The sequence below is a fragment of the Streptomyces sp. NPDC060031 genome, from assembly GCF_042736805.1.
Lineage (GTDB): Bacteria > Actinomycetota > Actinomycetes > Streptomycetales > Streptomycetaceae > Streptomyces.
Genome location: NZ_JBHWVM010000006.1, coordinates 106,683 through 131,395 on the forward strand (window position 1 = coordinate 106,683; position 24,713 = coordinate 131,395).

The following is a 24,713-nucleotide window of genomic DNA, read 5'->3' on the forward strand; positions in this document are numbered from 1 at the left end:
TTATGAATTCCTTATATCGGAGCATCTGCGCCGTCGGAATCCGGCCACAGCGCTAGCGCAGGATGCCCTCGATGAAGTCCGACCCGATCCGGGCCACCACGGACAGGTCCAACTGGTGCTGGGCGTACCGTCCCTGACGGCGCGTGTGCAGCAGCCCGGCCTTCTTCAGAACCGCCAGGTGACGGGAGACCTCCGGTGCGGTGATCCCGTACACGGCGGCCAGCTCGCCGGTCGTGTACGGGGCGCGCGCCAGGCTCCGGCACAGCATCATCCGCATCGGGTGGGCCAGGGCCTCCATCCGCCGCTGGAGCAGCTCCACCGAGCCCGGCGCGGGGGCCAGTTCGGGGGAGTCGAGCGGATAGTGGACCACCGGGCGCCAGCCGGGCGCGTGCAGCACCAGCAGGTGCGGCCAGCCGAAGTTGGTCGGCACGAAGACCAGGCCGTCGCCTATTCGCGGATCGGTGGCGGTCGCATTGCCGTTGACCATCTTGTCGGCGGTGATCGTGGTGTGCTTCTCGTCGACGCTCAGCGCCGCCGAGACCTCCTTGAGCGCGGTCGCCAGGCCCTTGTGGCGCAGCACCTCGGTCTTGTGGCGGGCGTCGGCGCTCTGGCGGGGCTCGACGCGCTGCCACGTCCGCGCGAAGAACGCCTCGTCGCAGTCCTCCAGCAGCCGCCGCAGCCACACCCGGACGCCGGCGGGGTCGTCCAGCAGCCGGACGGAGAACTCCAGTTGCCGCGGCCCGCGGGCGGCGGCCGTCTCCAGCGCCTTGGCGCGTGCGCGCGGGTCGTGCAGCGGGGAGGGCCCGCCGCCCTCGTTGTACAGCGCGAGCCAGCAGTGCTCCAGGGCGGCCATCACGAACCGGTCGTCGTCCAGCCGGTCGAGTACGTCGAGCTCCTCGGCCAGGGTCGCGGCGGGCAGGCCGGTGCCGCCGGGGAGCCCCGCGAAGGGCATGAAGATGTCGGCGAAGGAGCCCCGCCACATGAAATCGGCCTCCAGCAGCCGGTCCGCGAGGCAGGGGTCGAGCCCGGCGGTGGTCGCGGTGGTCCAGGAGGCGAGCCCGGGGTGGTGCGCGGGCTGCGAGAGCGCGTGCAGGGCCATGCAGAGCTCCGCGAGCGGGGAAGGCGCGAAGGCGATCCGCTCGACGGGGAGCCCGGCGATGTCGATGGTGACGCTCATCGCACCATTCTGTCGCGGGCCGCGACCGGTGGCGGCGCGGGCCCGGCCGGACGGCCCAACGGACGTCGTTTGACGCGGAGCGTCAATCGTCGCGCGCCCCGCGCCGGGCGGGTTCAGGGTGGATACATGACCGCGATCGAGCAGTACCTCATCGACACGTACCGGGCGTCCCAGCAGGGTGCCCCGATGCCCCCGCCACCGGGTCGCGACGACGTGGCCGTCCTGCGCGCGGCCCGCTCGTACGAGCAGTTCCACGCCGTCCTGGACGGCCGCCCGGCCCGCCACCCCTGGCGCTCGGCCTTCCAGCGCCTGCTGGGCCGCCCGCACCACCCCTGCTAGGTCCTGCCCGGGGGCGGTGGGGCCGCGGCGCCGCGGGGCGGCCGGGGGCGGGCTACTCGAAGTTCGGCGCGTTGCGCTCGTAGACCAGACGCAGGCCGATCAGGGTCAGCCAGGGCTCGTGGTCGTCGATCACCGAGGCTTCGCCGAGGACGATCGGGGCCAGGCCGCCGGTGGCGATGACGCGGACGTCGTCCGGGTCGCCGCCCGGGCCCGCGAGCTCCTTGGCCATGCGGGTGACGATCCCGTCGACCTGGCCCGCGAAGCCGTAGACCACGCCCGACTGCATCGCCTCGACCGTGGACTTGCCGATCACGTTGCGCGGGCGGGCCAGCTCGATCTTGCGGAGCTGGGCGCCCCGTACGCCGAGCGCCTCCATGGAGATCTCGATGCCGGGGGAGATCACCCCGCCCACGTACTCGCCCTTCGCGGACACCGCGTCGAAGGTGGTCGCCGTACCGAAGTCGACGACGATCGCCGGGCCGCCGTAGAGGTCGACGGCCGCGACCGCGTTGATGATGCGGTCCGCGCCGACCTCCTTCGGGTTGTCCATCAGGATCGGGACGCCCGTCTTGATCCCCGGCTCCACCAAGACCGCCGGCACGTCCCCGTAGTACCGGCGGGTGACCTCGCGCAGCTCGTGCAGCACCGAGGGCACCGTCGAGCAGATCGCGATGCCGTGGATGCCGTCGCCCAGCTCGCTGCCGAGCATCGGGTGCATGCCCATCAGGCCCTGCATCAGCACGGCCATCTCGTCGGCCGTGCGACGCGGGTCGGTCGAGATGCGCCAGTGCTCGACGATCTCGTCACCGTCGAACAGGCCCAGGACCGTGTGGGTGTTGCCCACGTCGATGGTGAGGAGCACGGCTTACACCGCCTCGCGCAGATCGAGGCCGATGTCCAGGATCGGGGAGGAGTGGGTCAGGCCGCCGACCGCGAGGTAGTCGACGCCCGTCTCGGCGTACGCGCGGGCGTTCGCCACGGTCAGGCGGCCCGAGGACTCCAGCACCGCGCGGCCGTGGACCAGCGCCACGGCCTCCTCGGTCTCCATCGGGGTGAAGTTGTCGAGCAGGATCAGGTCCGCGCCGGCCGTCAGGGCCTCCCGCACCTGCTGGAGGGTGTCGACCTCGACCTCGACGGGCAGGTCGGGGAACTGCTCGCGCACGGCCTTGAACGCCTCCGCGACACCGCCCGCCGCGATCACGTGGTTGTCCTTCACCAGCGCCGCGTCCGACAGCGACATCCGGTGGTTGACGCCGCCGCCGCAGCGCACCGCGTACTTCTCCAGGCAGCGCAGGCCGGGGGTGGTCTTGCGGGTGTCGCGGACCTTGGCCTTGGTGCCCTCCAGCTCGTCGGCCCACTTGCGGGTCGCCGTCGCGATGCCCGACATCAGGCACAGCAGGTTCAGCGCGCTGCGCTCGCCGGTGAGCAGGGCGCGGGTGCGGGCCGTGACCGACAGCAGCACCTGGCCGGCCTCGACGCGGTCCCCGTCCTCGGCGTGCCGCTCGACCTCGAACGCGTCGGTGCACACGATCGAGAGGACCGCTTCGGCGACGCGCAGGCCGGCGACCGTGCCCGCCTCGCGCGCGGTGAAGTCGGCCGTCGCGACGGCGTCCTCGGGGACGGTGGCGACGGTGGTCACGTCCACCCCGCCGTCCAGGTCCTCGGACATCGCCATGTGGGCGATGTCCTCGACCTCGATGGGGTCCAGGCCGGCGTCCTCGAGCAGCTGGGCCAGCGCCGGGTCGAGCCCGGTCTCCTCGCCGTCGCCGCAGGCGCAGTCGTCGCCGCAGCCGCCGTCGTTCTGGTCGATCAGGGGGAGTTCGGGGGTGCTCACGGTCACTGCTCCTGGCTGTGGGGACTGAGGGGGTGGAGTACGGAAGGGAAGTCCGCGGAGTCGGTGGGGATGACGACCAGCGCCCGCCTCTCGGTGGCGGACAGCCGTACGACGAGGTGGCGGCGCCACGCGGCGTCGTCGCGGTCGGGGTGGTCCTCGCGCCAGTGGCAGCCGCGGGTCTCCGCGCGCCGCTGGGCGGCGGCGACCAGCACCCGGGCCACGCACAGCAGGTTCGTGGCCTCCCAGGTGTCGACCCCGGGTTCGGCGGTCTTGCCGTGCGCCTCGAGGTTGTTCAGCGCGGTGGCGTACAGGGCCTCCAGCGCCTCGGCGGCCGTGCGCAGCGACTCGGCGGAGCGGAGCACGCCCGCGCCGCCGGTCATGATGCGCTGGATCTCGTACCGCGCCTCGGCGGGCTGGAGCGGGCCGGTCGCCGGGACCGGGATGCCGGGGCCGCTGCCGGCGGGGGCGTGCGCCACGATGTCGTCGGCGATGCGCTCGGCGAAGACCAGGCCCTCCAGCAGCGAGTTGGAGGCGAGCCGGTTCGCGCCGTGCACGCCGGTGCAGGCGACCTCGCCGCACGCGTACAGGCCGGGGACGGTGGTGCGGCCGTGCAGGTCGGTCCGTACGCCGCCGGACGCGTAGTGCGCGGCGGGCGCGACCGGGATGGGCTCGGTCACCGGGTCGATGCCGTGCGAGCGGCACGCGGCGAGGATGGTGGGGAAACGCTGCTCCCACATCTCGGCGCCGAAGTGGCGGGCGTCCAGGTACATGTGCTGCGCGCCCTGTTCCTGCATGCGGCGCATGATGCCCTTGGCCACGATGTCGCGCGGGGCCAGCTCGGCGAGCTCGTGCTGGCCGACCATGAAGCGGACGCCGTCCGCGTCGACGAGGTACGCGCCTTCGCCCCGGACGGCTTCCGACACCAGGGGCTGCTGCCCCTCGGCGTCCGCGCCCAGGAACAGCACCGTCGGGTGGAACTGCACGAACTCCAGGTCGGAGACCTCGGCCCCGGCGCGCAGCGCCAGCGCCACGCCGTCGCCGGTGGACACCGACGGGTTGGTGGTGGCGGAGAAGACCTGGCCCATGCCGCCGGTCGCCAGGATCACGGCGGGCGCGTGGACGGCGCCGACGCCGTCGTGCTGGCCCTCGCCCATGACGTGCAGGGTGACGCCCGCGGTACGGCCGCGCGCGTCCTGGAGCAGGTCCAGTACGAGCGCGTTCTCGACCGTCTCGATGCCCGCCGCCTGCACGGCTTCGACCAGGGCCCGGGAGATCTCGGCGCCGGTGGCGTCGCCGCCCGCGTGCGCGATCCGGCGGCGGTGGTGGCCGCCCTCGCGGGTCAGCTCTATCTCGCCGGTCTCGGCGGAGGTGTCGAAGACCGCGCCGGCCGCCATCAGCCGGCGCACCGCGTCGGGACCCTCGGTGACCAGGAGCCGCACGGCCGTCTCGTCGCACAGGCCCGCGCCCGCCACCAGGGTGTCGTCCAGGTGCTGCTCGGGTGTGTCGCCGTCGCCGAGGGCCGCGGCGATGCCGCCCTGGGCCCAGCGGGTCGAGCCGTCGTCGAGCCGGGCCTTGGTGACCACGACCGTGCGGCGTCCCGCGGCGGCGCAGCGCAGGGCCGCGGTCAGGCCGGCGACGCCGGAGCCGACGACGATGACATCGGCGTCGAGGGACCAGCCGGGGGCGGGGGCGTGCAGCCGTATGCCGGTGCTTCCGGGGGCGGGGCCTCTGCCTGGGGTGCTCACGAGTGCGCTCCGAACTCCAATGGGATGTTGTCGATCAGCCGGGTCGTGCCCACCTTCGCGGCGACGGCCAGCACCGCCCGGCCGGTGAAACCGGGCCCGGCGTCGGTGAAGTCCTGCGGGTCCACCAGGGCGAGGTAGTCCAGTACGAGCGGCGGGTCGTAGCGGCCCGCGTCGTCCAGGACGTGCCGCGCGGCGGCCCGTACGGCCTCCGGCAGGCCGGCGCCCGCCGCCGAGACGGCGTGCGCGTCGGCGGAGGCCCGGATCTCGCCGAGCCTGGCCAGCGCGGTGGCCCGCTCGTCGCTGGCCGGGGCCGCCTCGGCGCGCGCCTGCAGCGCGGCCTGCGCGGCCAGCCGGTCGCGGCCGGCGAACAGGGCCCGCGAGAGCGCCAGGGCCGTGCGGCGCTCCAGCTGCGAGAGGTAGCGGTTGCGCGAGGACAGCGCGAGCCCGTCCTCCTCGCGGACGGTCGTGACGCCGACCACCTCGACGGGGAAGTTCAGGTCGGTCACCATCCGCCGGATCAGCGCCAGTTGCTGGGCGTCCTTCTGGCCGAAGAGGGCCAGGTCGGGGCGGGTGAGGTGGAGCAGCTTCGCGACGACGGTCAGCATGCCGTCGAAGTGGCCGGGGCGGGTGGCGCCTTCGAGGCGCTCGCCCATCGGGCCGGCGCTGATCCGCACCTGGGGGTCGCCGCCGGGGTAGACCTCGTCGACGGCCGGGGCGAACACGGCGTCGGCGCCCGCCTCCCGGGCGATCGCGAGGTCGGCGTCGAGGGTGCGGGGGTAGCGGTCGAGGTCCTCGTTCGCCCCGAACTGCAGGGGGTTGACGAAGACGGTGACGACGACCTGCCCCTCGGGCCCGGCCTGGTCGCGCGCCGTGCGGATCAGGGTGGCGTGGCCGTCGTGCAGGGCGCCCATGGTCATGACCACGGCCCGGCGGCCGGTGCGCGGGAGCCGGTGCAGCTCCTCGGCGGTGTGCAGCAGCAGGTCGGTCACCGGGTCCCCCCGTCCAGATCCGGGTCTGTGTCCGTGTCCGGGTCGGGGTCCGGGTCGGCGAGGACACCGAGCAGGTCCTCGGCGAGTTCCGGCTTGAGCAGCCCGTGCGCCAGGGCCCGGTCGGCCGTGGTGCGGGCCATCGCCAGGTACCCGGGGACCGTGGCCGGGGCGTGCTTGCGCAGCTCCGAGATGTGGGCGGCGACCGTACCGGCGTCGCCGCGGGCCACCGGGCCGGTCAGGGCGGCGTCGCCCGAGCGCAGGGCGTTGTCGAGGGCCGCGCCGAGGAGCGGGCCGAGCATCCGGTCGGGGTGTTCCACGCCCGCCTTGGCCAGCAGCTCCATGGCCTGTGCGACCAGGGTGACCAGGTGGTTCGCACCGAGGGCGAGGGCCGCGTGGTAGAGCGGACGGTTGACCTCCGCGATCCACTCGGGCTCCCCGCCCATCTCGATGACCAGCGCCTCGGCGGCGAGCCGCAGCTCGTCGGGGGCGGTCACGCCGAAGGAGCAGCCGGCCAGGCGCTGGACGTCCACCTCGGTACCGGTGAAGGTCATCGCCGGGTGCAGGGCCAGCGGCAGGGCGCCCGCGCGGCGCGCGGGGTCAAGCACGGCGGTGCCGTAGCGCCCGGAAGTGTGGACGATGAGCTGCCCGGGGCGCACGGCGCCCGTCTCGGCGAGGCCCTCGACCAGCGAGGGCAGTGCGTCGTCGGGGACGGTGAGCAGCACGAGGTCGGCGTACTCCAGGACCTGCGCGGGCGTCACGACCGGCACGTCCGGCAGCATCCGGGCGGCGCGCCGCCGGGACGCGTCGGAGACACCGGACACGGCGACGGGCCGGTGCCCGGTCTGCTGCAGGGCGCGGGCCAGCGCGGGGCCGACCCGCCCGGCCCCGACGACGCCGACGGTGAGCCGGGCAGGGCGCGGCTGCTGTGATGAGTTCACGCGGGGTGGGCCTTCCGTTCCAGTCCGCGGGGGGTACCGGACGATACGTCGCCATGCTAGCTCCTGGGTGTCCCGCCCGGTCGGCGATGATCGCAGGCATGACGGACGACACGGATGACGACACGGATCTGGAAGAGCTGCGCGCGAAGCGGCTGGTGGCGGCGGGGAGGGCGGCCGAGCGGAGGCTTTCGGGCAGCCTGCGCGAGGCCACGGTCGGCGAACTGCTCGCCGGGCTGACGGCGCCGGATCCGGACGAGCCGGCCGACCTGTACGGCGACGGGGTCGTCACCCGCCTGGAGCGGCGGGTCGCGGAGCTGCTGGGGACGCAGGACGCGGCGTTCTTCCCGACGGGGACGATGGCCCAGCAGGTCGCGCTGCGCTGCTGGGCGGGCCGGACCGGCAACCCGGTGGTCGCGCTGCACCCGATGAGCCATCCGGAGCGGTGGGAGGCGGGTGCGCTGTCGGTCGTCTCGGGGCTGCGGACCGTCCACCCGACGACCGAGCCGCGCCAGCCGACGCCGCAGGAGGTCCGGGAGCTGCCCGAGCCCTTCGGCACGCTGATGCTGGAGCTTCCGCTGCGGGACGCCGGTTTCCTGCTGCCCGCCTGGGAGGAGCTGGAGGAGCTCGTGGCCGCCGCGCGGGAGCGCGACGCGATCGTCCACTTCGACGGGGCCCGGCTGTGGGAGTCGACGGTGCACTTCGGCCGCTCCCTGGCGGAGGTCGCGGCGCTGGCCGACTCGGTCTACGTCTCGTTCTACAAGTCCCTGGGCGGGCTGAGCGGGGCCGCGCTCGCCGGGTCCGAGTCGCTGGTCGCGGAGGCGAGGGTCTGGCGGCACAGGTACGGCGGCCAGATCTTCCGCCAGTTCCCCGCGGCGCTGTCGGCGCTGGCAGGGCTGGAGGCGGAGCTGCCGCGGCTCCCGTCGTACGTGGCGCAGGCGCGGGTCGTCGCGCAGGCCCTGCGGGAGGCGTTCGCGGCGGCCGGGGTGCCATGGTTCCGCGTCCACCCGGAGGCGCCGCACACGCACCAGTTCCAGGTGTGGCTCCCGTACGAGGCCGACCGCCTCACGGACGCGGGCCTGCGCCTGGCGGAGGAGACGGGCACGGTCCTCTTCCGCCGGTGGTCCGCCGACGGCCCGCCGGGGGTTTCGATGACGGAGGTCGAGGTCACCTCCCCGGGCCTCACCTGGACCCCGGAGTCCACCAGGGCCGCCGCCGAGGCCTTCCTGACCCGTCTGACAAACAGCCCCGCCGGCGTTTGAGGCGCGGGGTCCGGGGCGGAGCCCCATCGGGGCCGGGCGGAGCCCGGGGGCGCCCGGGGGCGCGACGGAAAAAAGGGGCGCCGCCTCGGTGCGACCCACCGAATTAGCCGGAAACACCCCGGCTGGAACCCGCCGTGGGGTTACCGTCCCCCCACGGGAATTACCGGCGCCGTTGTCGGAGGAGACACAAATGACCACTCAGCCCGTCTGGCAGAAGTCGTCGTTCTGCGGCGAGGGGGACACCTGCGTGTACGTCGCCGCCGCCCCCGGCGCCCTCGTACGGGTCGCCGACCGCGCCGACCCCGCGCACCTCGTGCTCGCCACGACCCAGGCCGCCTGGACGGACTTCCTCCGCGCCGTCAAGCAGTCGGGCTGACCCGCCCGCCGCAGCCCCCGCAGCTGCCGCCGCCCCCGCCACGCCGCGCCAACGCCACCCTCAGGGGATTTTGTCCGATTAGCGCGTATCTTCGGCCCATGCCCACGCCTTACGGATCCCGCGGCGGCATGGCGTTCAGCGCAGCTGAGCTGCTCGTGCTCAGGCGTTCGCTCGCCCACGCCCTCCAGTCCTCCACGGCCCCCCTGACGACCGCGGAGGTCCAGGACTGCCTGTGCCTCGCACGGTCGGTGGACGACGCGGTCGAGGAGGCGGGGCGGCTCAGAGAGTTCCTCCTCGCCGACCTGGCCCGCTACCGGGCGGCGTTGCCCGGCAGCCTCTCCGGCTTCCTGGAGCTGCTGCAGGACGCGCTGGCCGCCGGGTACGAGCCCGTGCCCGACGACCTCGCCGCCCTGCGCGCGCTGCGCGCCAACCCGGTGGCGGCCGCGCTGCTGGACCGGGCGCAGGGCGTCGCGGAGCGCTCCGTACGCCGCAGGCTCTCCACGACCCCCGCGCCCCGCACCCGGCTGCTGGCCCTGGCCGGCGGCAAGGAGGACGAGCCGCGCACCGCCCCGCGCAAACCGCAGCCCGAGCGGCCGCAGGAGCCCGGGCAGCCCAAGGAGCGGCCCATTCCGACGCCCGGCGAGGTGTTCCCGCCACGCCGCAAGCCCACCCCGCCCCCGACGGCCGGCCGCGCCGTCGGCTAGTGCTCTGGCCGGAAAGGTTTGCCGGTTCGCGGCGTCCGGTGCGGTGCATCGCAAGGCGGAGGGCCACGGCTCGTACTGGACGTACTTGCGTGGTCCGACAACGCGGCGAGGTGCCGTGCCGGGCGTCGTGAGGCGGTGGACCTTTCCGGTCAGGGCACTAGCTAGGCTGGGGCCATGGACTACGTTTCCGCGCTCGTGCCCCCGTTCGTGATGGCCGTGTTCTTCATCGCCCTCGTCGTGACGATCGTGAAGAGCCAGGGCGGTGCCAACAAGGCGAAGGAAGACGCGGCGGTCGATGCCGTGCTCGCTCGCGCCGAGGGCGCCCAGCAGGCGAAGCCGCAGGAGTAGCCGGGGCGGCGGCCCCGCAAACGCAAGGACGGGTGTACGGCACTTCCGGGCCGTACGCCCGATTTTTGTTGCGCGTTGCCGGCCGAATAGTCGGGCAATTCCCTACATCCCGCACTATCGTGCTGTTGTGCCTCGCCCCTTGGGAGAACTCGAAGACGCCGTCATGACGCGGGTGTGGCAGTGGAACCGCCCGGTCACTGTTCGGGAAGTGCTGGAAGACCTCCAGCAGGAACGGTCCATCGCGTACACGACGGTCATGACCGTTATGGACAATCTTCATCAGAAGGGCTGGGTCCGCCGGGAAGCGGAAGGCCGCGCCTATCGATATACGGCGGTCTCGACCCGTGCCGCCTACTCGGCCGCACTGATGAACGAAGCGTGGTCGACGAGCGACAACCCCGCGGCCGCCCTCGTGGCCTTCTTCGGCATGATGTCCGCCGAGCAGCGAGAGGCCCTGCGCGACGCCGTACGGATCGTCCAGCCCGCCGAAGGGGCGCAAGAGCCCGCTGAACCCGCCGAACCCGCCGAACCCGCGGGGGACGCCGCCGAGCAGCGGCCCGAACCGGGGCGATAGCGTCCGGGGCATGGGAGAGTTTTCCGCTGCAGATGCAAAAACCGTGACGATCCGCCGCGCGCGCACCGGTGATGTTCCCGCGCTGCGCCGCCTGCTCGACCAGTACGTGCAGCAGAGGATCCTGCTCGACAAAGCCCCGGTCGTCCTTTACGAGGACATCCAGGAGTTCTGGGTCGCGGAACGCGTCGGTGACGGCCAAGTGGTGGGCTGCGGCGCTCTCCACGTCATGTGGGAAGACCTCGCCGAAGTACGCACTCTCGCCGTCGACCGCGAGTTGAAGGGCGGGGGAGTCGGGCATCTGGTGCTGGACAAGTTGTTGCACACCGCCCGCCGGCTCGGGGTGAGCAGGGTTTTCTGCCTGACCTTCGAAGTGGACTTCTTCGCGAAGCACGGCTTCGTCGAGATCGGGGAGACGCCGGTCGAGACCGATGTCTACATGGAGCTCCTGCGTTCCTATGACGAGGGCGTTGCCGAGTTCCTCGGTCTCGAACGAGTGAAGCCGAACACCTTGGGCAACAGTCGGATGCTTCTGCACCTGTGAACGATCAAGGCGGCTTTTCCCGCGGTCCGCACACCTGTGGCCTATGTCCGAATCGCGCACGTTTCCCGCCCCGTTGCGGTCTCGAACCTTCCCAGGGGGGTTTGTGTTTTCCAGGCAAAAGCGGTTTCCTTTCCGCGTACTGCATTTTCGATGAAAGGAAATCCGGTGGCACAGAAGGTTCAGGTCCTTCTTGTCGACGACCTCGACGGTGGCGAGGCGGACGAGACCGTGACGTTCGCTCTGGATGGCAAGACCTACGAGATCGACCTCACCACCGCCAACGCTGAAAAGCTCCGCGGGCTGCTCGACCCGTACACCAAGGGCGGTCGCCGCACCGGTGGCCGTGCCGCGGCCGGGCGTGCCAAGGGTGGCCGCGCCGCCGCTGCGTCCGGCAACCCGGACACCGCGGAGATCCGCGCGTGGGCGAAGTCCCAGGGGCTGAGCGTCAACGACCGCGGTCGTGTCCCCGCGGAGATCCGCGAGGCCTACGAGAACGCCAAGGGCTGAGGCGTACGCCGCCGCAGGCGGGCGCGGTGGCATTCCGTCGCCGCCGCGGCGACGAGGCGTACGAGATCGGCCCCGTCCCCCGTGACGGGTCCGACGCCCTGCCCCGTACCGGGCAGGGCGGGCAGTGATGCCTCGCACCCCGGCTCGGGGGGTCGCAGCCACACGGCGGCCCCCCGGGGAATCCCCTCCGCGTCCGGTCCCGCCGGGTGCCCCGGGGGTACCGGAGCGGTGATCCGGCCGCCCGCACCCAGGGCGGTGAGATCCAGGGCCACCCCGCCCCATTCGAGCCAGTCGAGCAGGCCCGCCAGCTCCTCCGCGCCGCCCGGGGCCACCAGGAAACGCATCCTGCGCCCCATGACCGCCACCGGACCGGTGGCGACGCGCCTGCGCAGCACCGCGGTCCCCGCATCGGCCGGCAGCTCCAGCACGTCGAACCGCACCCCCGTGACGAGCTGCACGGGCGGGCCTCCCGCGACCGCCCAGCCGAGCACGCGTTCGTACCAGGACGCCCGGGGGGCGCTTTCCTCCGCCGGGACGCGGGGCAGCGGGACGGTGAGAGCCATGACCGGAGCAACTCCCGAAACGCTCCGGGGTTACGCCGCGATGTGACGCACCGCACCCGTATCAATGCGGAACGTAAACGTCCGTCGGGGTGGAGCCCCGGATTCGGGACGCGAACGTGTTCGCCCGTAGCGGAGGGAACCGGTGCCACCGGCATGGAGTGTCAGTCCTTACGGGTAAGACATTCCTAGTGGATCGGGGCGACACGCTGATTTGACCGGCTTCCGTTCGCCATCGGCGTACACGTGTGACGGGTATCTGCCTGGCCTGCGGGAACATCGTCTCGCACCATCGGGTTGGAGCAGTTGTCGGCACTTCAAGCCGGTTTTCCCCGCTGAAGCGGGGGTGAGCCGCGGAGCGATGTCGGCAGTTGGAATGAGCTGTCCCGCCCCGCGGGACTAGCATGCGGAAGGACAGGGCGGGGACCGACCCCGAACTGCCCGACCGCTCTGAGGAGCGATAAACGATGTTCGAGAGGTTCACCGACCGCGCGCGGCGGGTTGTCGTCCTGGCTCAGGAAGAAGCCCGGATGCTCAACCACAACTACATCGGCACCGAGCACATCCTCCTGGGCTTGATCCACGAGGGTGAGGGTGTCGCCGCTAAGGCCCTGGAGAGCCTCGGGATTTCGCTCGAGGCTGTTCGCCAGCAGGTTGAGGAGATCATCGGTCAGGGGCAGCAGGCCCCGTCCGGCCACATCCCCTTCACCCCGCGGGCGAAGAAGGTCCTGGAGCTTTCGCTCCGAGAGGCCCTCCAGCTCGGCCACAACTACATCGGCACCGAGCACATCCTGCTCGGCCTGATCCGCGAGGGCGAGGGCGTCGCCGCCCAGGTCCTCGTGAAGCTGGGCGCCGATCTCAACCGAGTCAGGCAGCAGGTCATCCAGCTGCTCTCCGGCTACTCCGGAGGCGGCAAGGAGTCGGCCACTGCCGGCGGCCCGGCCGAGGGCACCCCCTCGACCTCGCTCGTCCTGGACCAGTTCGGCCGCAACCTCACCCAGGCCGCTCGCGAATCCAAGCTCGACCCGGTCATCGGGCGCGAGAAGGAGATCGAGCGGGTCATGCAGGTGCTGTCCCGCCGTACGAAGAACAACCCGGTCCTCATCGGCGAGCCCGGCGTCGGCAAGACCGCCGTCGTGGAGGGCCTGGCCCAGGCGATCGTCAAGGGCGAGGTTCCCGAGACGCTCAAGGACAAGCACCTCTACACGCTTGACCTCGGCGCCCTGGTCGCCGGCTCCCGTTACCGCGGTGACTTCGAAGAGCGCCTCAAGAAGGTGCTCAAGGAGATCCGCACCCGCGGCGACATCATCCTGTTCATCGACGAGCTCCACACCCTCGTGGGTGCGGGCGCCGCCGAGGGCGCGATCGACGCCGCCAGCATCCTCAAGCCCATGCTGGCCCGTGGTGAGCTCCAGACCATCGGTGCCACGACGCTTGACGAGTACCGCAAGCACCTCGAGAAGGACGCGGCGCTGGAGCGCCGCTTCCAGCCGATCCAGGTGGCGGAGCCTTCCCTCCCCCACACGATCGAGATCCTCAAGGGGCTGCGCGACCGCTACGAGGCCCACCACCGTGTCTCCATCACGGACTCGGCCCTCGTCGCCGCCGCCACGCTGGCCGACCGGTACATCTCGGACCGCTTCCTCCCGGACAAGGCGATCGACCTGATCGACGAGGCCGGCTCCCGGATGCGCATCCGCCGGATGACCGCGCCGCCGGACCTGCGCGAGTTCGACGAGAAGATCGCGAACGTGCGCCGCGACAAGGAGTCGGCGATCGACTCCCAGGACTTCGAGAAGGCGGCCTCTCTCCGTGACACGGAGAAGCAGCTGCTGGCTGGGAAGGCCAAGCGCGAGAAGGAATGGAAGTCCGGCGACATGGACGTCGTCGCCGAGGTGGACGAGGAGCTGATCGCCGAGGTCCTCGCGACCGCGACGGGCATTCCGGTCTTCAAGCTCACCGAGGAGGAGTCCTCGCGACTGCTCCGCATGGAGGACGAGCTCCACCGTCGGGTCATCGGCCAGAAGGACGCCATCAAGGCGCTCTCCCAGGCGATCCGCCGTACCCGTGCGGGTCTGAAGGACCCGAAGCGCCCGGGTGGCTCGTTCATCTTCGCCGGCCCGTCCGGTGTCGGTAAGACCGAGCTCTCCAAGACGCTCGCCGAATTCCTCTTCGGCGACGAGGACGCGCTGATCTCCCTCGACATGTCGGAGTTCAGCGAGAAGCACACGGTTTCCCGTCTCTTCGGTTCGCCCCCCGGCTACGTGGGCTACGAAGAGGGCGGCCAGCTGACCGAGAAGGTCCGCCGGAAGCCGTTCTCCGTCGTCCTCTTCGACGAGGTCGAGAAGGCGCACCCGGATATCTTCAATTCCCTTCTCCAGATCCTGGAAGACGGTCGTCTGACCGACTCCCAGGGCCGGGTCGTGGACTTCAAGAACACGGTCATCATCATGACGACCAACCTGGGTACGCGGGACATCTCGAAGGGCTTCAACCTCGGCTTCGCGGCCCAGGGTGACACCAAGACCGGATACGACCGGATGAAGGCGAAGGTCAACGAAGAGCTCAAGCAGCACTTCCGGCCCGAGTTCCTCAACCGTGTCGATGACACGGTCGTCTTCCACCAGCTCACCGAGGAAGACATCATTCAGATCGTCGACCTCATGATCGCCAAGGTCGACGAGCGCCTGAAGGACCGCGACATGGGCATCGAGCTGAGCGGCGACGCGAAGCTCCTGCTCGCCAAGCGCGGCTACGACCCGATCATGGGCGCCCGCCCGCTGCGCCGGACCATCCAGCGCGAGATCGAGGACCTGCTCTCGGAGAAGATCCTCTTCGGCGAGCTGCGTCCCGGTCAGATCGTGGTCGTCGGCAAGGAGGGCGAGGGCGACGACGCCAAGTTCACCTTCCGCGGCGAGGACAAGTCCACCCTGCCGGACCTGCCCCCGATCGAGGCCACGGGCTCCGGCCCGGACCTCTCCAAGGGTGCGTAAGCGGTAGCGACGCCAAGGGGCGGCCCGGAACCCACGAGGTTCCGGGCCGCCCCTTCGTCATGGGGCGGGCCTCGCCGGCGGAGGCCCTGCGGCGGTGACAAGCCGCACAGGGCAAATCGGACCTACTAGGAACTTTCGTAGATCCAAAGGTCCGCTTTGCCCTACCCCAGTCCCGGGAAGCACGGGGTCAACAGGACTGAGAGCCCCCTGTGCACCTACGAGTCCCGGTAGTAAGAGCGGGGTTTGGGGAAGACGGGGGCCGCGGGTTACCAAGGATGAGCAAAGCCCGGCACCCCCCATCGGTGTGCCGGGTCGCTTGTTGCCCGAACGGGCCAACTCGTCCTTGTCCCCGGCCCCGGAGGTCTCCTTCATGTCCGCGAACCGCGTCAGCACCCGTCGTATCCGCATCGCCCTCGGCGCCACCGCCCTCGGTGCGGCCCTGGCGCTCGGGGCCGGGACGACCGCCGCGTTCGCCGACGAGACCCAGACCGGCCTGACCGGGACCGCCGAGCTGGTGGCCGCCCAGGCCAAGGCCCAGGCCAAGGCTCAGGCCAAGGCCCAGGCCAAGGCTCAGGCCAAGGCCCAGGCTCAGGCCAAGACCAAGGCCAAAGCCCAGGCCAAGGCCAAGGCCGTCGCCGCAGCGAAGCAGGCCGCGGTCGCCTGGAAGAAGCCCGTCGACCGCTACACGCTCTCCGCGACCTTCGGCAAGGGCGGCAACATGTGGTCCCACAAGCACTCGGGCCAGGACTTCGCCGTCCCGACCGGCACCCCGGTCGGCGCCGCCTCCGCGGGCACGATCGTCAAGGCGGGCCCCAACGGCGGCGGCGACGGCCCGGCCTACGGCAACGCCATCGTGATCAAGCACGCGAACAACACGTACTCGCAGTACGCGCACCTCTCGAAGATCCAGGTCAAGATCGGCCAGAAGGTCTCCAAGGGCCAGCGGATCGCCCTGTCCGGCAACACCGGCAACTCCAGCGGCCCGCACCTGCACTTCGAGATCCGCACCACCCCGAACTACGGCTCGGCCGTGAACCCGGTGGCCTTCCTGCGCACGGCCGGCGTCACCGTCTGACCCGACGCCGCCCCGCGGCGCCCCCGCAACACCTCAGCGCTTCCCGGAGCCCCGGACCCCTCAGGGTCCGGGGCTCCCGGCGTCAGATGAGCCAGGCGTGCGCCGGCTTGCCCAGCTTGTCGAGCTTGCCGGAGTCCAGCACCGCGACCTGCTCCGGGGACAGCGCCTTGTTCCAGATCCGGATCCGGTCGAGCGAGCCGACGAACGAGCCGCTCCAGATCCCGTGGTGGCGCGCCCGGCCCAGCTGCACCGGGCCGGGGCCTCCCCAGATGCCGCTGACCTGGGCCGTTCCGGCCGGCTTGTCGTTCACGTAGAGGGCGATCGTCTTCTTCTCGGCGTCGTACGTGCCGGTCAGCTGGGTCCACTTCTTCAGCGCGTCCGGAGCCTCCACGACCACCTGCTGCGCGGTGGCGGCGGCTCCCTTGTCGCCGGTCTGGACCCGGAACACCCAGGACTTCTTGCCGTTCACCACTTCGAAGCCCATCTCGAAGGAGTACGAGTCCCCGTCGCCCTGGCTGATCGCCATGCGGGAGCCGTTCTCGGTGACGCTGTAGATGCGCGTGGTGACGGTGAAGCTCTTGGTGACGTCCACGGCCGGTTCGGCGCCCTGGGCGAAGGAGTTCGGGCCGCCCTTGAAGCGGACCTCGTTGCGCTCGCCCATCTTGGCCAGCTCGACGTCCGGGGACATCGAGAGCTGGACCGGCGGCCCCGCGTTCGCGCGGTCGCGCAGCAGGGTGGGCTCGCCCGCCACCGTCGCCGAGGTGTCCTCGCCGCCCTGGGAGGGGCTCGCGGAGCCCGAGGCGGCCATGGTCGGCTTGTTGTCCTGCGGCGTGCCGTCCGAGCCACCGGTGAAGACCAGGTAGCCCGCGCCCGCGGCGAGGACCACGGCGACGGCGCCGCCGATGAGGGTCAGCATCTTGCGGCGCGAGCGCTGCGACTCGCTGCGGTCGGCCAGCGCCTGCCAGTCCGGCTGCGGGGCCGGGGTGAAGGCCGGCTCCTGGAGCGGCGCCGGGTCACCGAAGCCCGTGGGCTGCCCGAAGCCGGCCGGCTCCCCGAATCCCGGGCCCGCCGGTTCGCCGAACGCGCCGGGCTGGCCGGGCTGGCCGGGCGCGCCGGGCTGCGGCGGGTAGGGGTTCGGCTGCCCCGACTGCGGATATCCGTAGCCGCCGCCGGGTATCTGGCCCTGCGGGTATCCGTATCCGCCGTTCCCCGTGGCGGGGTCCGGCTGTGGGTTGTGGGGGCGATCCGTACCTTCAGTCATGGCACGGATGCTAAGACATCAGCGGCGAAGAGCGACGGCCGACTACTCCTGAGGCTTGACGACCGGGAAGCTGCCCGTCGCCGTCGGCGCGTGTTCGGGCAGCCACAGCACCGCCACCGCGCCCGCCGCCGCGCCCTCGTGGTCGAAGCCGCCCGGGGCCGCCACGTTGCGGAACGTGAGCCGCGCGCCCAGCACCCGGGCCTGGCCCTCCGCGATCGTCAGCCCGAGCCCGTGCCCCACGCCCGCGCGGTCCGTGGTGCCGGTGCGGAAGCGGCTGGGCCCCTCCCGCAGCAGCGCCTCGGGGAAGCCCGGACCGTGGTCCCGTACGCGCACGACCCGGCCCTCGACGCCCACCTGCACCGGCGGCCGTCCGTAGCGCGCCGCGTTCGCGAGGAGGTTGCCCAGGATCCGCTCCAGGCGCCGCGGATCGGTGCTGACGATCTCGTCCGCCACGACCCGTACGGTCGCCTCGGGCATCAGCGCCGCCACCCGGCGGCTCACGAACTCGCCCAGCGCCACGTCCTGGAGCTCCGCCCGCTCGGAGGCGCTGTCCAGCCGGGCCACCTCCAGTACGTCCTCGACCAGGACGCGCATGGCCTGCGCCCGGTCCCGTACGAGCTCGGTCGGGCGGCCCGGAGGCAGCAGCTCCGCCGCCGTGAGCAGGCCCGTCACGGGGGTCCGCAGCTCGTGCGCGATGTCCGCGGTCACCCGCCGCTCGGCCTCCAGCCGCTGCTGGAGCGCGTCCGCCATGGCGTCCACGGCCCGCGCGAGGTCGTCGGTCTCGTCCCGTACGACGCCTCCGACCGCGTCCCGCACCCGTACCCCGGGACCCCCGTGCGCCACCCGCTGGGCCGCGGCCGCGGCCTTGCGCAGCCGGCGCGAGATCTGCCCGCCGATGAGCACGCCGAGCGCGGAGCTGCCGATCACGACGGCGAAGGAGCCCACGACCAGGGCCCGGTCCAGGTCGCGCACGATGTTGGCGCTCTCCCGGAACTGCGTGTGCAGCGACAGCACCTGCCCGTTGCCGAGCGGTACGGCGGCCCACACCTCCGGGAGGCCGTTCGGGTTGTCCTGGACGTACGTGCCGCGCCGCCCGGAGCGTGCCTTCTCGCGCAGCTCGGCGGGCAGCTCCGGGTCGTTGAGCTTGGCGCCCATGGGGGGCTTGCGCCCGGCCTCGGCGTTGCGGGAGATGAACTGCACCCGGTCCAGCTGCACCTCGCGGGCGCTCTCCAGCATCGACACCCGGGCAGCACTGTGCACCACCAGACTCAGCGCGAGCACCGTGAGCGCGCCCACGGAGGCGATCGCGAGGGTGATCTTCCAGCGGATGCTCGTGCGGAGATTGAACCGCTTCATTCCGTTGGGGCCTCAGGCCTTCAACTTGTAGCCGAAGCCCCGGACCGTCTCGATCCGGTCCTGTCCGATCTTGGTGCGCAGGCGCTGGACGTGGACGTCCACCACGCGGGTGTCGCCGCCCCAGTCGTAGTCCCAGACCCGCTCCAGCAGCCGGTCGCGCGAGAGCACGGTGCCGGGGGCGGAGGAGAACTCCAGCAGCAGTCGCATCTCGGTCGGCGTCAGGGCCACCGCGGCGCCCGCCTTGCGGACCTCCATGCCCTCGGTGTCGACCTCCAGGTCACCGAAGGCCAGCACGCCGCGCTCCCCGGAGCCGTCCTCGTCGGCCCCCGCGGAGCCGCCGTTCTGCGGTCCGCCGGCGTGGCCGAAGCGGCGCAGGACCGCGCGGATGCGGGCGACGAGCACCGAGCCGTCGAAGGGCTTGGTGACGTAGTCGTCGGCGCCCGCCTCCAGGCCCAGCACCACGTCGATGGAGTCGGCGCGCGCCGACAGCATGATCACCGGGACGGTGGACTCGTCGCGGATGCGGCGGCACAGGCTCACGCCGTCCATGCCGGGCACCATCACGTCGAGCAGTGCGATGTCGGGCCGGTCGGCGCGGAAGGACTCCAGACCGGACAGCCCGTCGGGCATGGCCGTGACCACGAACCCGTCGCGCTCCAGCGCCAGGGTCGTGGCCTCACGGATGACGTCGTCGTCCTCCACGAACAGGACATGGGTCTCGGCCATGCGGAAGCCTCGCCTCGGTTCTTCGTTACTTGGTGACGGCCGGGGCGGGCGCCACACCGCCGTCGACCACGTTGCTGTAGTCCGAGTGGACCCGGTCCTGCTCGGTGAACATCTCCCCGCTCCAGCGGTACGTGATCACGTCCTCGCCCGACGGGTAGGCGAGCGCGTCGCTCTTCCCGTAGACCGGCTTGTTGACCACCAGGGCCCCGCGGTCGATCTCCGCGTAGACGGGCGGCTGCTCGTCCGAGAACACATTCTCGTACGTTCCGCCGTCCGCCCGGTACACGTACGAGCCGCGGCCCAGCGCGTCGGCGCAGGACAGCACGTTGACGACGATGTCCACGGCCGAGCCGCCGGTGAGCTTCCCGTAGCTGACGTCGACCGGGTACTCCTTGCCCGTGCAGGGCTTGAGGTCCCGCTTGACCTCGGCGCTCACCTTGGGGTCCGCCTTCAGCAGTGCGACCGGGTCGACCTTCTTCGCCGGCTTGCCGGCGGCGGAGGCGGCGGCCGACGGGGCGGGGGGCGGCGGGCCGGTCTTCGCCACGGACTCGGTACGGGCCGGGCCGCCGTCGCGCAGGCCGGTGCCGCCGGTGGAGCAGCCGACCGCGAACAGCACTGTGCCGACGAGGACGACCGTCCCCGCCGACGTCAGTACCAGCGGACCTCTGCCGCTCAGGCTTTGGCCATTCAGGCCGCGCACCGCTCACGCCCCTCGTACCGGATGGTGTGGTCGCCGCGTTCGAGCGCGCGCATGTCCAGGTCCCGGCTCTCCAGCTCCTGCCGGAGGCGGGCCAGCGCGCGGTGCAGGGTGCTCTTCACGGTTCCCGCCGACATGCCGAGCGCCGCGGCCGTCTCCTCGGTGCTCATCTGCTCCCAGTGTCGCAGGACGACCACACTGCGCTGCTTGGGCGCGAGCACCTTCAGGATGTCCATCAGCAGGGCGCGGTCGGCGCGCTGGTCCGAGCCGTCCTCGACGGAGGCGTCCGGGAGCTGCTCGGTGGGGACCTCTTCGAGCTTGCGGGCGCGCCACCACTCGGTACGGGTGTTGATCATGACCCGGCGCAGGTAGGCGTCGGCCAGGGACTTGTCGGCGATGCCGTCCCAGCGGCCGTAGGTGCGCACGAGCGCGGTCTGCAGGAGGTCCTGCGCGTCGGTGGGGTCCGGGACCAGGCGCCGGGCGCTGCGCAGCAGCGCGTCCTGCCGCGTGCGTACGTACTCCTCGAATTCGAGTACCTCGCCGTGCGCCGTGTGCGCCATCTCAGACCGCCTCCGTACCGACCGACAACCGCTCATCCGTTGCCTAACGGATTCGAAGGTACGGAGGCGTTGTCACGGGCCTGTGCGGGCCAGCCTTCGGTGGGCGCACGGACACCCATAGGTTGTGTAACAGCGCCCGTGAGCTGGGGTTTCGCCGGCGCAAACGGAATCTCAGAGTCAGCTTTGGCGGCCCGCGGTCCGTGGTGGATCAGTGCCGGCTCCGTGGTGGATCAGCTCTGCGGAAGCCGGTACATGCCCTGCGCCAGCGGTTCCACGAGCCCGTCGGAGACCAGCCCGTCCAGCGCCCGGGCGCGCTGCACCGGTTCGTCCCAGACCGTGTCGAGCACCGCTTGCGGAACCGCGCCCACCGCCTCCCGCAGCACCGCGAGGAGCTTGCCGCGGACCTGCCGGTCGGTCCCGGCGTACGTCTGCCCGCGCCGCGGCGGTCCCTCGTGCGCAGGCTTCCCCGCGAGCCGCCACGCGCACAGCCCGGCCACCGGGCAGCGGGCGCAGTCCGGGCTCTTGGCCGTGCAGACCAGGGCCCCGAGCTCCATGGAGGCCGCGGCCCAGCGGGCCGCGGTGTCCTCGTCCTCGGGCAGCAGCTCCCGGGCCAGGCGCCGCTCGGCCGCGGTGGTGGCGTTCGGCGGGTACTCGACTCCCGTGGCGGTGCGCGCGAAGACCCGCCGGACGTTGGTGTCGAGCACGGCGTGCCGTTGCCCGTACGCGAAGGAGGCCACCGCGGCCGCGGTGTACTCGCCGATCCCGGGCAGGGCGAGCAGGTGCGCGTGCTCCCGGGGTACGTCGCCCCCGTGCCGCTCCGTTATCGCGACGGCCGCGCCGTGCAGGCGCAGGGCCCGGCGGGGGTAGCCGAGCCGCCCCCAGGCCCGTACGGCCTCACCGGAGGGCTCGGCGGCCAGGTCGGCGGGCCGGGGCCAACGGGCGAGCCACTGCTCGTATACGGGCAGGACCCGGTTGACCGGGGTCTGCTGGAGCATGAACTCGCTGACCATGACCCCCCAGGGGCCGGCCTCGGGGCGGCGCCAGGGCAGGTCGCGGGCGTGCTCGTCGAACCACGCGATGACGGGGGAGTGCAGCGCGTGCGCGGAGTCGTGGGATACAGGTGCAGTCATGGCAGACGGCATCCTGACACGTTTCGGGCCCGCCGCGCCGCTCTACCGCGCGGCGCCGGGGCCGGTGAACCAGACGGCGGCGCGGCCGCCGCTCGTCCGCACGGCGGTGGTGAGCGTACTGATCGGACCGGTCAGCACGAGGACGGCGAGGGCGGCGAGCGAACCGCCGAGCAGCAGCCCCATCGCGACGTCGTGCGGGTAGTGCACCCCGACGAACACACGGGAGAAGGCCATCAGGAGCGCGAGCGGCACGGTCAGCAGCACCATGCGCCGGACGGCCAGGGCGAGCGCGACGGCGGCCGCGGCGGCGATGGTGGCGTGGTTGCTGGGGAAGGACCAGTCCCCGGGGGCCGGGCACGTGACGAGCGAGGCCGCCGCTCCGGCGACCGCCCGGCAGGGCCGCTCCTCGTACACGGTGGACTTCACGACCTCGGAGACGAGGTAGGCGAGGGCGGTCGCCGCCGGCGCCAGGACGGCGAGGGCGACGGCCCGGGGGTCGCCCTGGCGGCGCGCACGCCACCAGACGGCCACGAAGAGCAGGCCGAAGAGCAGCAGCCCGTACTTCGTCCAGACCTCGACGGCCGACTGCACCCAGGCGGGTGTGGAGTGGGCGAAGTCGGTGATGTCGCGATAAAGGCCGGAACTGTCCATGGTCACCGAGAGTACTGAAAGGGGATTAATGACTCTGTGAGGTGATTGGCCTGTTCTGATCGCCCGGCGGCCCCCCGGCGAGATGATCATCGCCAAAACAAGCCGTCTGCGCGGCATGTGGGGCACGGATCGCGCCGCGAACTCTCGTAAAGTTCCCTCCGTGGGATCTCTGCGCAATCCGGTCGGGCCGCTCCCCTCCTCCATCTACTGGCGACGGAGGGCTGTGCTGGCGTCCGTTGCCGCGCTCCTCGCGCTCCTCGCCGTATGGACCGTCAGTTCCGGCGGGGGGAAGTCGAGTACGAACGGCAAGGGCGGCGGCGGACCCAAGCCCGTCACCGCGATCACCCCGGGCCCGTCGGGCAGTGGCCCGGCGATCAGTCAGGCCCCGGGCGGCCGGGCGGAATCGGGCACCGGCTCCGAGGGCGGCAGCGGCGGCGCCGGCGGCGGCTCGGCGGGCACGGGCAAGAACGGCGAACCGGGCGGCGCCGCGGGCTCCGGCTCGGGCGGCTCAGGTGCCGCTTCGGGCGGCGATTCGACCCAGGTCCCGGCGGACTCGCCGCTGCCGACGTGTGCGGCGGGGGCGGTCCAGTGGGAAGTGCGGAGCGTGAAGAACGAGTACGAGGCGAACGAGAAGCCGCGTCTCGAACTCCTCGCGCGCAACGTCTCCGGTACGACCTGCAAGGTCGATCTCGGGCCCAAGCAGGCGGTGCTGACGATTGTTCAGGCGACGACCACCAAGGCCGTATGGTCCTCGGCGGACTGCCCGTCGGGCGCGGGGAACGTCTTCTACCGGGTCCCGGCGCAGGGTGAGACGAAGCAGTCCCTGGAATGGGACCGGCACTTCAGCGCGGCGGACCAGTGCGCGACGCCCCCGGCGGGGTCCGCGGCCCCGGACACCTACGTGGTCGAGGTCAAGTCCCCCGGCATGCCGGTGGCGCGAACCTCGTTCGTCCTGAAGCAGGACTGAGCCGGGGCGGCACTGCCGGGGGCCCCGCCCGCGGGGCTCCGCGCCCCAGACTCCCCCGGCTGCCGCTGGGGGCCCCGGGCAAGGCTGCTGGATGTGGGCTGATGCCGCGCAAAAAGCAGCCCCGCCGGCGCGTGAGGCGCGGGCGGGGTCTGGGGCGGAGCCCCGGCAGTGGCCGCGCAGGCTAGACGTACCGCTCCAGGATCGAGGATTCCGCCAGGCGGGACAGGCCCTCGCGGACGCTGCGCGCACGCGCCTCGCCGACGCCGTCGACCGTCTGGAGGTCGTCCACCGACGCCGCCAGCAGCTTCTGCAGACCCCCGAAGTGCTCCACCAGCCGCTCGATGATCGCCCCCGGCAGCCGCGGAATCTTCGCCAGCAGCCGGTACCCCCGGGGGGACACCGCCGAGTCCAGGGTCTCCGGCGAGCCCGTGTAGCCCAGCGCCTTCGCCACGATCGCCAGCTCCAGCAGCTCCGGATGCGTCAGCGCGTCCAGTTCCGCCAGGGCCTCGTCCACCGTGCGGGAACGCTTCGCCGTCGGCTCCGGGACGTAATCCCGGATCACCAGCTCCCGCTCCTGCTCGATGCCGACCGTCAGCTCGTCCAACTGGAGCGACAGCAGCCGCCCGTCCGTGCCCAGTTCGACCACGTACTCGGCGATCTCGGTCGCGATCCGGCGGACCATTTCCAGCCGCTGCGCGACCGCCGTCACATCGCGGACCGTCACCAGGTCCTCGATCTCCAGCGCCGACAGCGTGCCCGCGACCTCGTCCAGCCGCAGCTTGTACCGCTCCAGCGTGGCCAGCGCCTGGTTCGCCCGCGACAGGATCGCCCCGGACTCCTCCAGCACGCGCCGCTCGCCGTCCACGTACAGCGCGATCAGCCGCATCGACTGGGACACCGACACCACCGGGAAGCCGCACTGCTTCGACACCCGGTCCGCCGTGCGGTGCCGGGTGCCCGTCTCCTCCGTGTGGATCGACGCGTCGGGCACCAGCTGCACGCCGGCCCGCAGGATCTTGGTGATGTCCTTGTCGAGGATGAGCGCGCCGTCGAGCTTGCACAGCTCGCGCAGCCGGGTCGCGGTGAACTCCACGTCCAGCACGAAGCCGCCGGTGCACATCGAGTCGACCGACTTGTCCATGCCGAGGACGATCAGTCCGCCGGTGTTGCCGCGGACGATCCGTTCCAGCCCGTCACGCAGCGGCTGACCAGGTGCGACCGCGCTCAGCGAGGCACGCATCATGGCCTCCTGCTTGGAGCTCGCGCCCGACTTTCCGGATGCTGCTGCACCGTCCTTGGCTGCCACTGCACTCCTCCGGTCGCGGGTTGTGCCGCCTGCGTACGGCCGGGCGGACCAGCACAAAGTCTACCGGCGCGCACTGCGGCCCCGCCGAGCGTTGGTCGAG

The 24,713-nt window shown here is 72.0% G+C and carries 26 protein-coding genes; 11 read left to right on the top strand and 15 right to left on the bottom strand.

Annotation, left to right across the window (positions count from 1 at the left end; translation table 11 throughout):
- Positions 1-52: 52 nt before the first annotated feature.
- A complete protein-coding gene (locus tag ACFWB8_RS04315) occupies positions 53-1,177 on the bottom strand; it encodes a DUF5937 family protein (protein WP_385222285.1) in 1,125 nt (374 codons plus the stop codon).
- Positions 1,178-1,303: 126 nt separating this feature from the next.
- Here ACFWB8_RS04315 and ACFWB8_RS04320 point away from each other — a divergent pair, with 126 nt between their 5' ends.
- Positions 1,304-1,516, top strand: coding sequence for a hypothetical protein (locus tag ACFWB8_RS04320; RefSeq protein WP_385222288.1), 213 nt, complete (start codon positions 1,304-1,306; stop codon positions 1,514-1,516).
- A 52-nt stretch (positions 1,517-1,568) separates the two neighbouring features.
- Here the strand turns inward: ACFWB8_RS04320 and ACFWB8_RS04325 are convergent, their stop codons facing one another.
- From ACFWB8_RS04325 to ACFWB8_RS04345, 5 genes are read right to left on the bottom strand one after another with little or no spacing between them, the layout of a single operon-like run.
- Entirely contained in the window at positions 1,569-2,378 is an 810-nt protein-coding gene (locus ACFWB8_RS04325) for a type III pantothenate kinase (protein WP_385222291.1), read from the bottom strand.
- A gap of 3 nt (positions 2,379-2,381) precedes the next feature.
- The gene (nadC, locus tag ACFWB8_RS04330) at positions 2,382-3,350 is read right to left on the bottom strand and encodes a carboxylating nicotinate-nucleotide diphosphorylase (RefSeq protein ID WP_385222294.1); all 969 of its coding nucleotides are present in this window, start codon (positions 3,348-3,350) and stop codon (positions 2,382-2,384) included.
- Positions 3,351-3,352: 2 nt separating this feature from the next.
- A complete protein-coding gene (locus tag ACFWB8_RS04335; protein ID WP_385222297.1) occupies positions 3,353-5,095 on the bottom strand; it encodes an L-aspartate oxidase in 1,743 nt (580 codons plus the stop codon).
- A complete protein-coding gene (gene panC / locus ACFWB8_RS04340) occupies positions 5,092-6,084 on the bottom strand; it encodes a pantoate--beta-alanine ligase (protein ID WP_385222300.1) in 993 nt (330 codons plus the stop codon). The genes ACFWB8_RS04335 and panC overlap by 4 nt, the downstream gene beginning before the upstream one ends.
- On the bottom strand, positions 6,081-7,022 hold the full coding sequence (locus ACFWB8_RS04345) for a Rossmann-like and DUF2520 domain-containing protein (RefSeq protein ID WP_385222303.1): 942 nt from the start codon (positions 7,020-7,022) through the stop codon (positions 6,081-6,083). Before ACFWB8_RS04345 ends, panC begins: the two co-directional genes overlap by 4 nt.
- 98 nt (positions 7,023-7,120) lie before the next feature.
- Between ACFWB8_RS04345 and ACFWB8_RS04350 the strand changes: the two genes are divergently transcribed.
- The 7 genes from ACFWB8_RS04350 (at position 7,121) to ACFWB8_RS04380 (ending at position 11,331) form a co-directional block, all read left to right on the top strand.
- Positions 7,121-8,281, top strand: a complete 1,161-nt coding sequence (locus tag ACFWB8_RS04350; RefSeq protein WP_385222306.1) for a threonine aldolase family protein — start codon at positions 7,121-7,123, stop codon at positions 8,279-8,281.
- 190 nt (positions 8,282-8,471) lie between these two features.
- Positions 8,472-8,657, top strand: coding sequence for a DUF397 domain-containing protein (locus ACFWB8_RS04355; RefSeq protein ID WP_385222309.1), 186 nt, complete (start codon positions 8,472-8,474; stop codon positions 8,655-8,657).
- 98 nt (positions 8,658-8,755) lie between these two features.
- Positions 8,756-9,361 (top strand): hypothetical protein, encoded by a 606-nt coding sequence (locus ACFWB8_RS04360; protein WP_385222312.1) that lies wholly within the window; start codon positions 8,756-8,758, stop codon positions 9,359-9,361.
- Between the two features lie 174 nt (positions 9,362-9,535).
- On the top strand, positions 9,536-9,709 hold the full coding sequence (locus ACFWB8_RS04365; RefSeq protein ID WP_385222315.1) for a hypothetical protein: 174 nt from the start codon (positions 9,536-9,538) through the stop codon (positions 9,707-9,709).
- A 127-nt stretch (positions 9,710-9,836) separates the two neighbouring features.
- A complete protein-coding gene (locus ACFWB8_RS04370) occupies positions 9,837-10,283 on the top strand; it encodes a BlaI/MecI/CopY family transcriptional regulator (RefSeq protein WP_385222318.1) in 447 nt (148 codons plus the stop codon).
- Between the two features lie 10 nt (positions 10,284-10,293).
- Positions 10,294-10,824: an amino-acid N-acetyltransferase gene (locus ACFWB8_RS04375; RefSeq protein ID WP_385222320.1), complete on the top strand. Its 531-nt coding sequence runs from the start codon at positions 10,294-10,296 to the stop codon at positions 10,822-10,824.
- Positions 10,825-10,989: 165 nt separating this feature from the next.
- Positions 10,990-11,331 carry an Lsr2 family protein gene (locus tag ACFWB8_RS04380; RefSeq protein ID WP_385222322.1) on the top strand — a complete coding sequence of 114 codons (342 nt, stop codon included), beginning with the start codon at positions 10,990-10,992 and terminating at the stop codon, positions 11,329-11,331.
- On the opposite strand, the gene ACFWB8_RS04385 is transcribed toward ACFWB8_RS04380, so the two are convergent.
- A complete protein-coding gene (locus ACFWB8_RS04385; protein WP_385222324.1) occupies positions 11,310-11,894 on the bottom strand; it encodes an SCO3374 family protein in 585 nt (194 codons plus the stop codon). The genes ACFWB8_RS04380 and ACFWB8_RS04385 overlap by 22 nt on opposite strands.
- A gap of 464 nt (positions 11,895-12,358) precedes the next feature.
- Between ACFWB8_RS04385 and ACFWB8_RS04390 the strand changes: the two genes are divergently transcribed.
- Entirely contained in the window at positions 12,359-14,884 is a 2,526-nt protein-coding gene (locus ACFWB8_RS04390; RefSeq protein WP_385222327.1) for an ATP-dependent Clp protease ATP-binding subunit, read from the top strand.
- A gap of 370 nt (positions 14,885-15,254) precedes the next feature.
- Positions 15,255-15,959 carry a M23 family metallopeptidase gene (locus tag ACFWB8_RS04395; protein ID WP_385222329.1) on the top strand — a complete coding sequence of 235 codons (705 nt, stop codon included), beginning with the start codon at positions 15,255-15,257 and terminating at the stop codon, positions 15,957-15,959.
- 82 nt (positions 15,960-16,041) lie between these two features.
- On the opposite strand, the gene ACFWB8_RS04400 is transcribed toward ACFWB8_RS04395, so the two are convergent.
- The 7 genes from ACFWB8_RS04400 to ACFWB8_RS04430 form a co-directional block, all read right to left on the bottom strand.
- Positions 16,042-17,220 (bottom strand): LamG domain-containing protein, encoded by a 1,179-nt coding sequence (locus ACFWB8_RS04400; protein ID WP_385222332.1) that lies wholly within the window; start codon positions 17,218-17,220, stop codon positions 16,042-16,044.
- 42 nt (positions 17,221-17,262) lie between these two features.
- Positions 17,263-18,576 carry a two-component system sensor histidine kinase CseC gene (cseC, locus tag ACFWB8_RS04405; RefSeq protein WP_385222335.1) on the bottom strand — a complete coding sequence of 438 codons (1,314 nt, stop codon included), beginning with the start codon at positions 18,574-18,576 and terminating at the stop codon, positions 17,263-17,265.
- 12 nt (positions 18,577-18,588) lie between these two features.
- The gene (gene cseB / locus ACFWB8_RS04410) at positions 18,589-19,302 is read right to left on the bottom strand and encodes a two-component system response regulator CseB (RefSeq protein ID WP_385222338.1); all 714 of its coding nucleotides are present in this window, start codon (positions 19,300-19,302) and stop codon (positions 18,589-18,591) included.
- Between the two features lie 25 nt (positions 19,303-19,327).
- Positions 19,328-20,002: a hypothetical protein gene (locus ACFWB8_RS04415; protein WP_385222341.1), complete on the bottom strand. Its 675-nt coding sequence runs from the start codon at positions 20,000-20,002 to the stop codon at positions 19,328-19,330.
- Positions 19,990-20,559: a SigE family RNA polymerase sigma factor gene (locus ACFWB8_RS04420; protein WP_365923948.1), complete on the bottom strand. Its 570-nt coding sequence runs from the start codon at positions 20,557-20,559 to the stop codon at positions 19,990-19,992. The genes ACFWB8_RS04415 and ACFWB8_RS04420 overlap by 13 nt, the downstream gene beginning before the upstream one ends.
- A 230-nt stretch (positions 20,560-20,789) precedes the next feature.
- A complete protein-coding gene (locus ACFWB8_RS04425; protein WP_385222343.1) occupies positions 20,790-21,701 on the bottom strand; it encodes an A/G-specific adenine glycosylase in 912 nt (303 codons plus the stop codon).
- 30 nt (positions 21,702-21,731) lie between these two features.
- Positions 21,732-22,340: a phosphatase PAP2 family protein gene (locus ACFWB8_RS04430; RefSeq protein ID WP_385222346.1), complete on the bottom strand. Its 609-nt coding sequence runs from the start codon at positions 22,338-22,340 to the stop codon at positions 21,732-21,734.
- A gap of 160 nt (positions 22,341-22,500) precedes the next feature.
- On the opposite strand from ACFWB8_RS04430, the gene ACFWB8_RS04435 reads away from it, so the two are divergent.
- Positions 22,501-23,307, top strand: coding sequence for a hypothetical protein (locus ACFWB8_RS04435; RefSeq protein WP_385222348.1), 807 nt, complete (start codon positions 22,501-22,503; stop codon positions 23,305-23,307).
- 181 nt (positions 23,308-23,488) lie between these two features.
- Here ACFWB8_RS04435 and disA read toward each other — a convergent pair whose 3' ends face one another.
- Positions 23,489-24,613 carry a DNA integrity scanning diadenylate cyclase DisA gene (gene disA / locus ACFWB8_RS04440; RefSeq protein WP_385222351.1) on the bottom strand — a complete coding sequence of 375 codons (1,125 nt, stop codon included), beginning with the start codon at positions 24,611-24,613 and terminating at the stop codon, positions 23,489-23,491.
- Positions 24,614-24,713 lie beyond the last annotated feature (100 nt).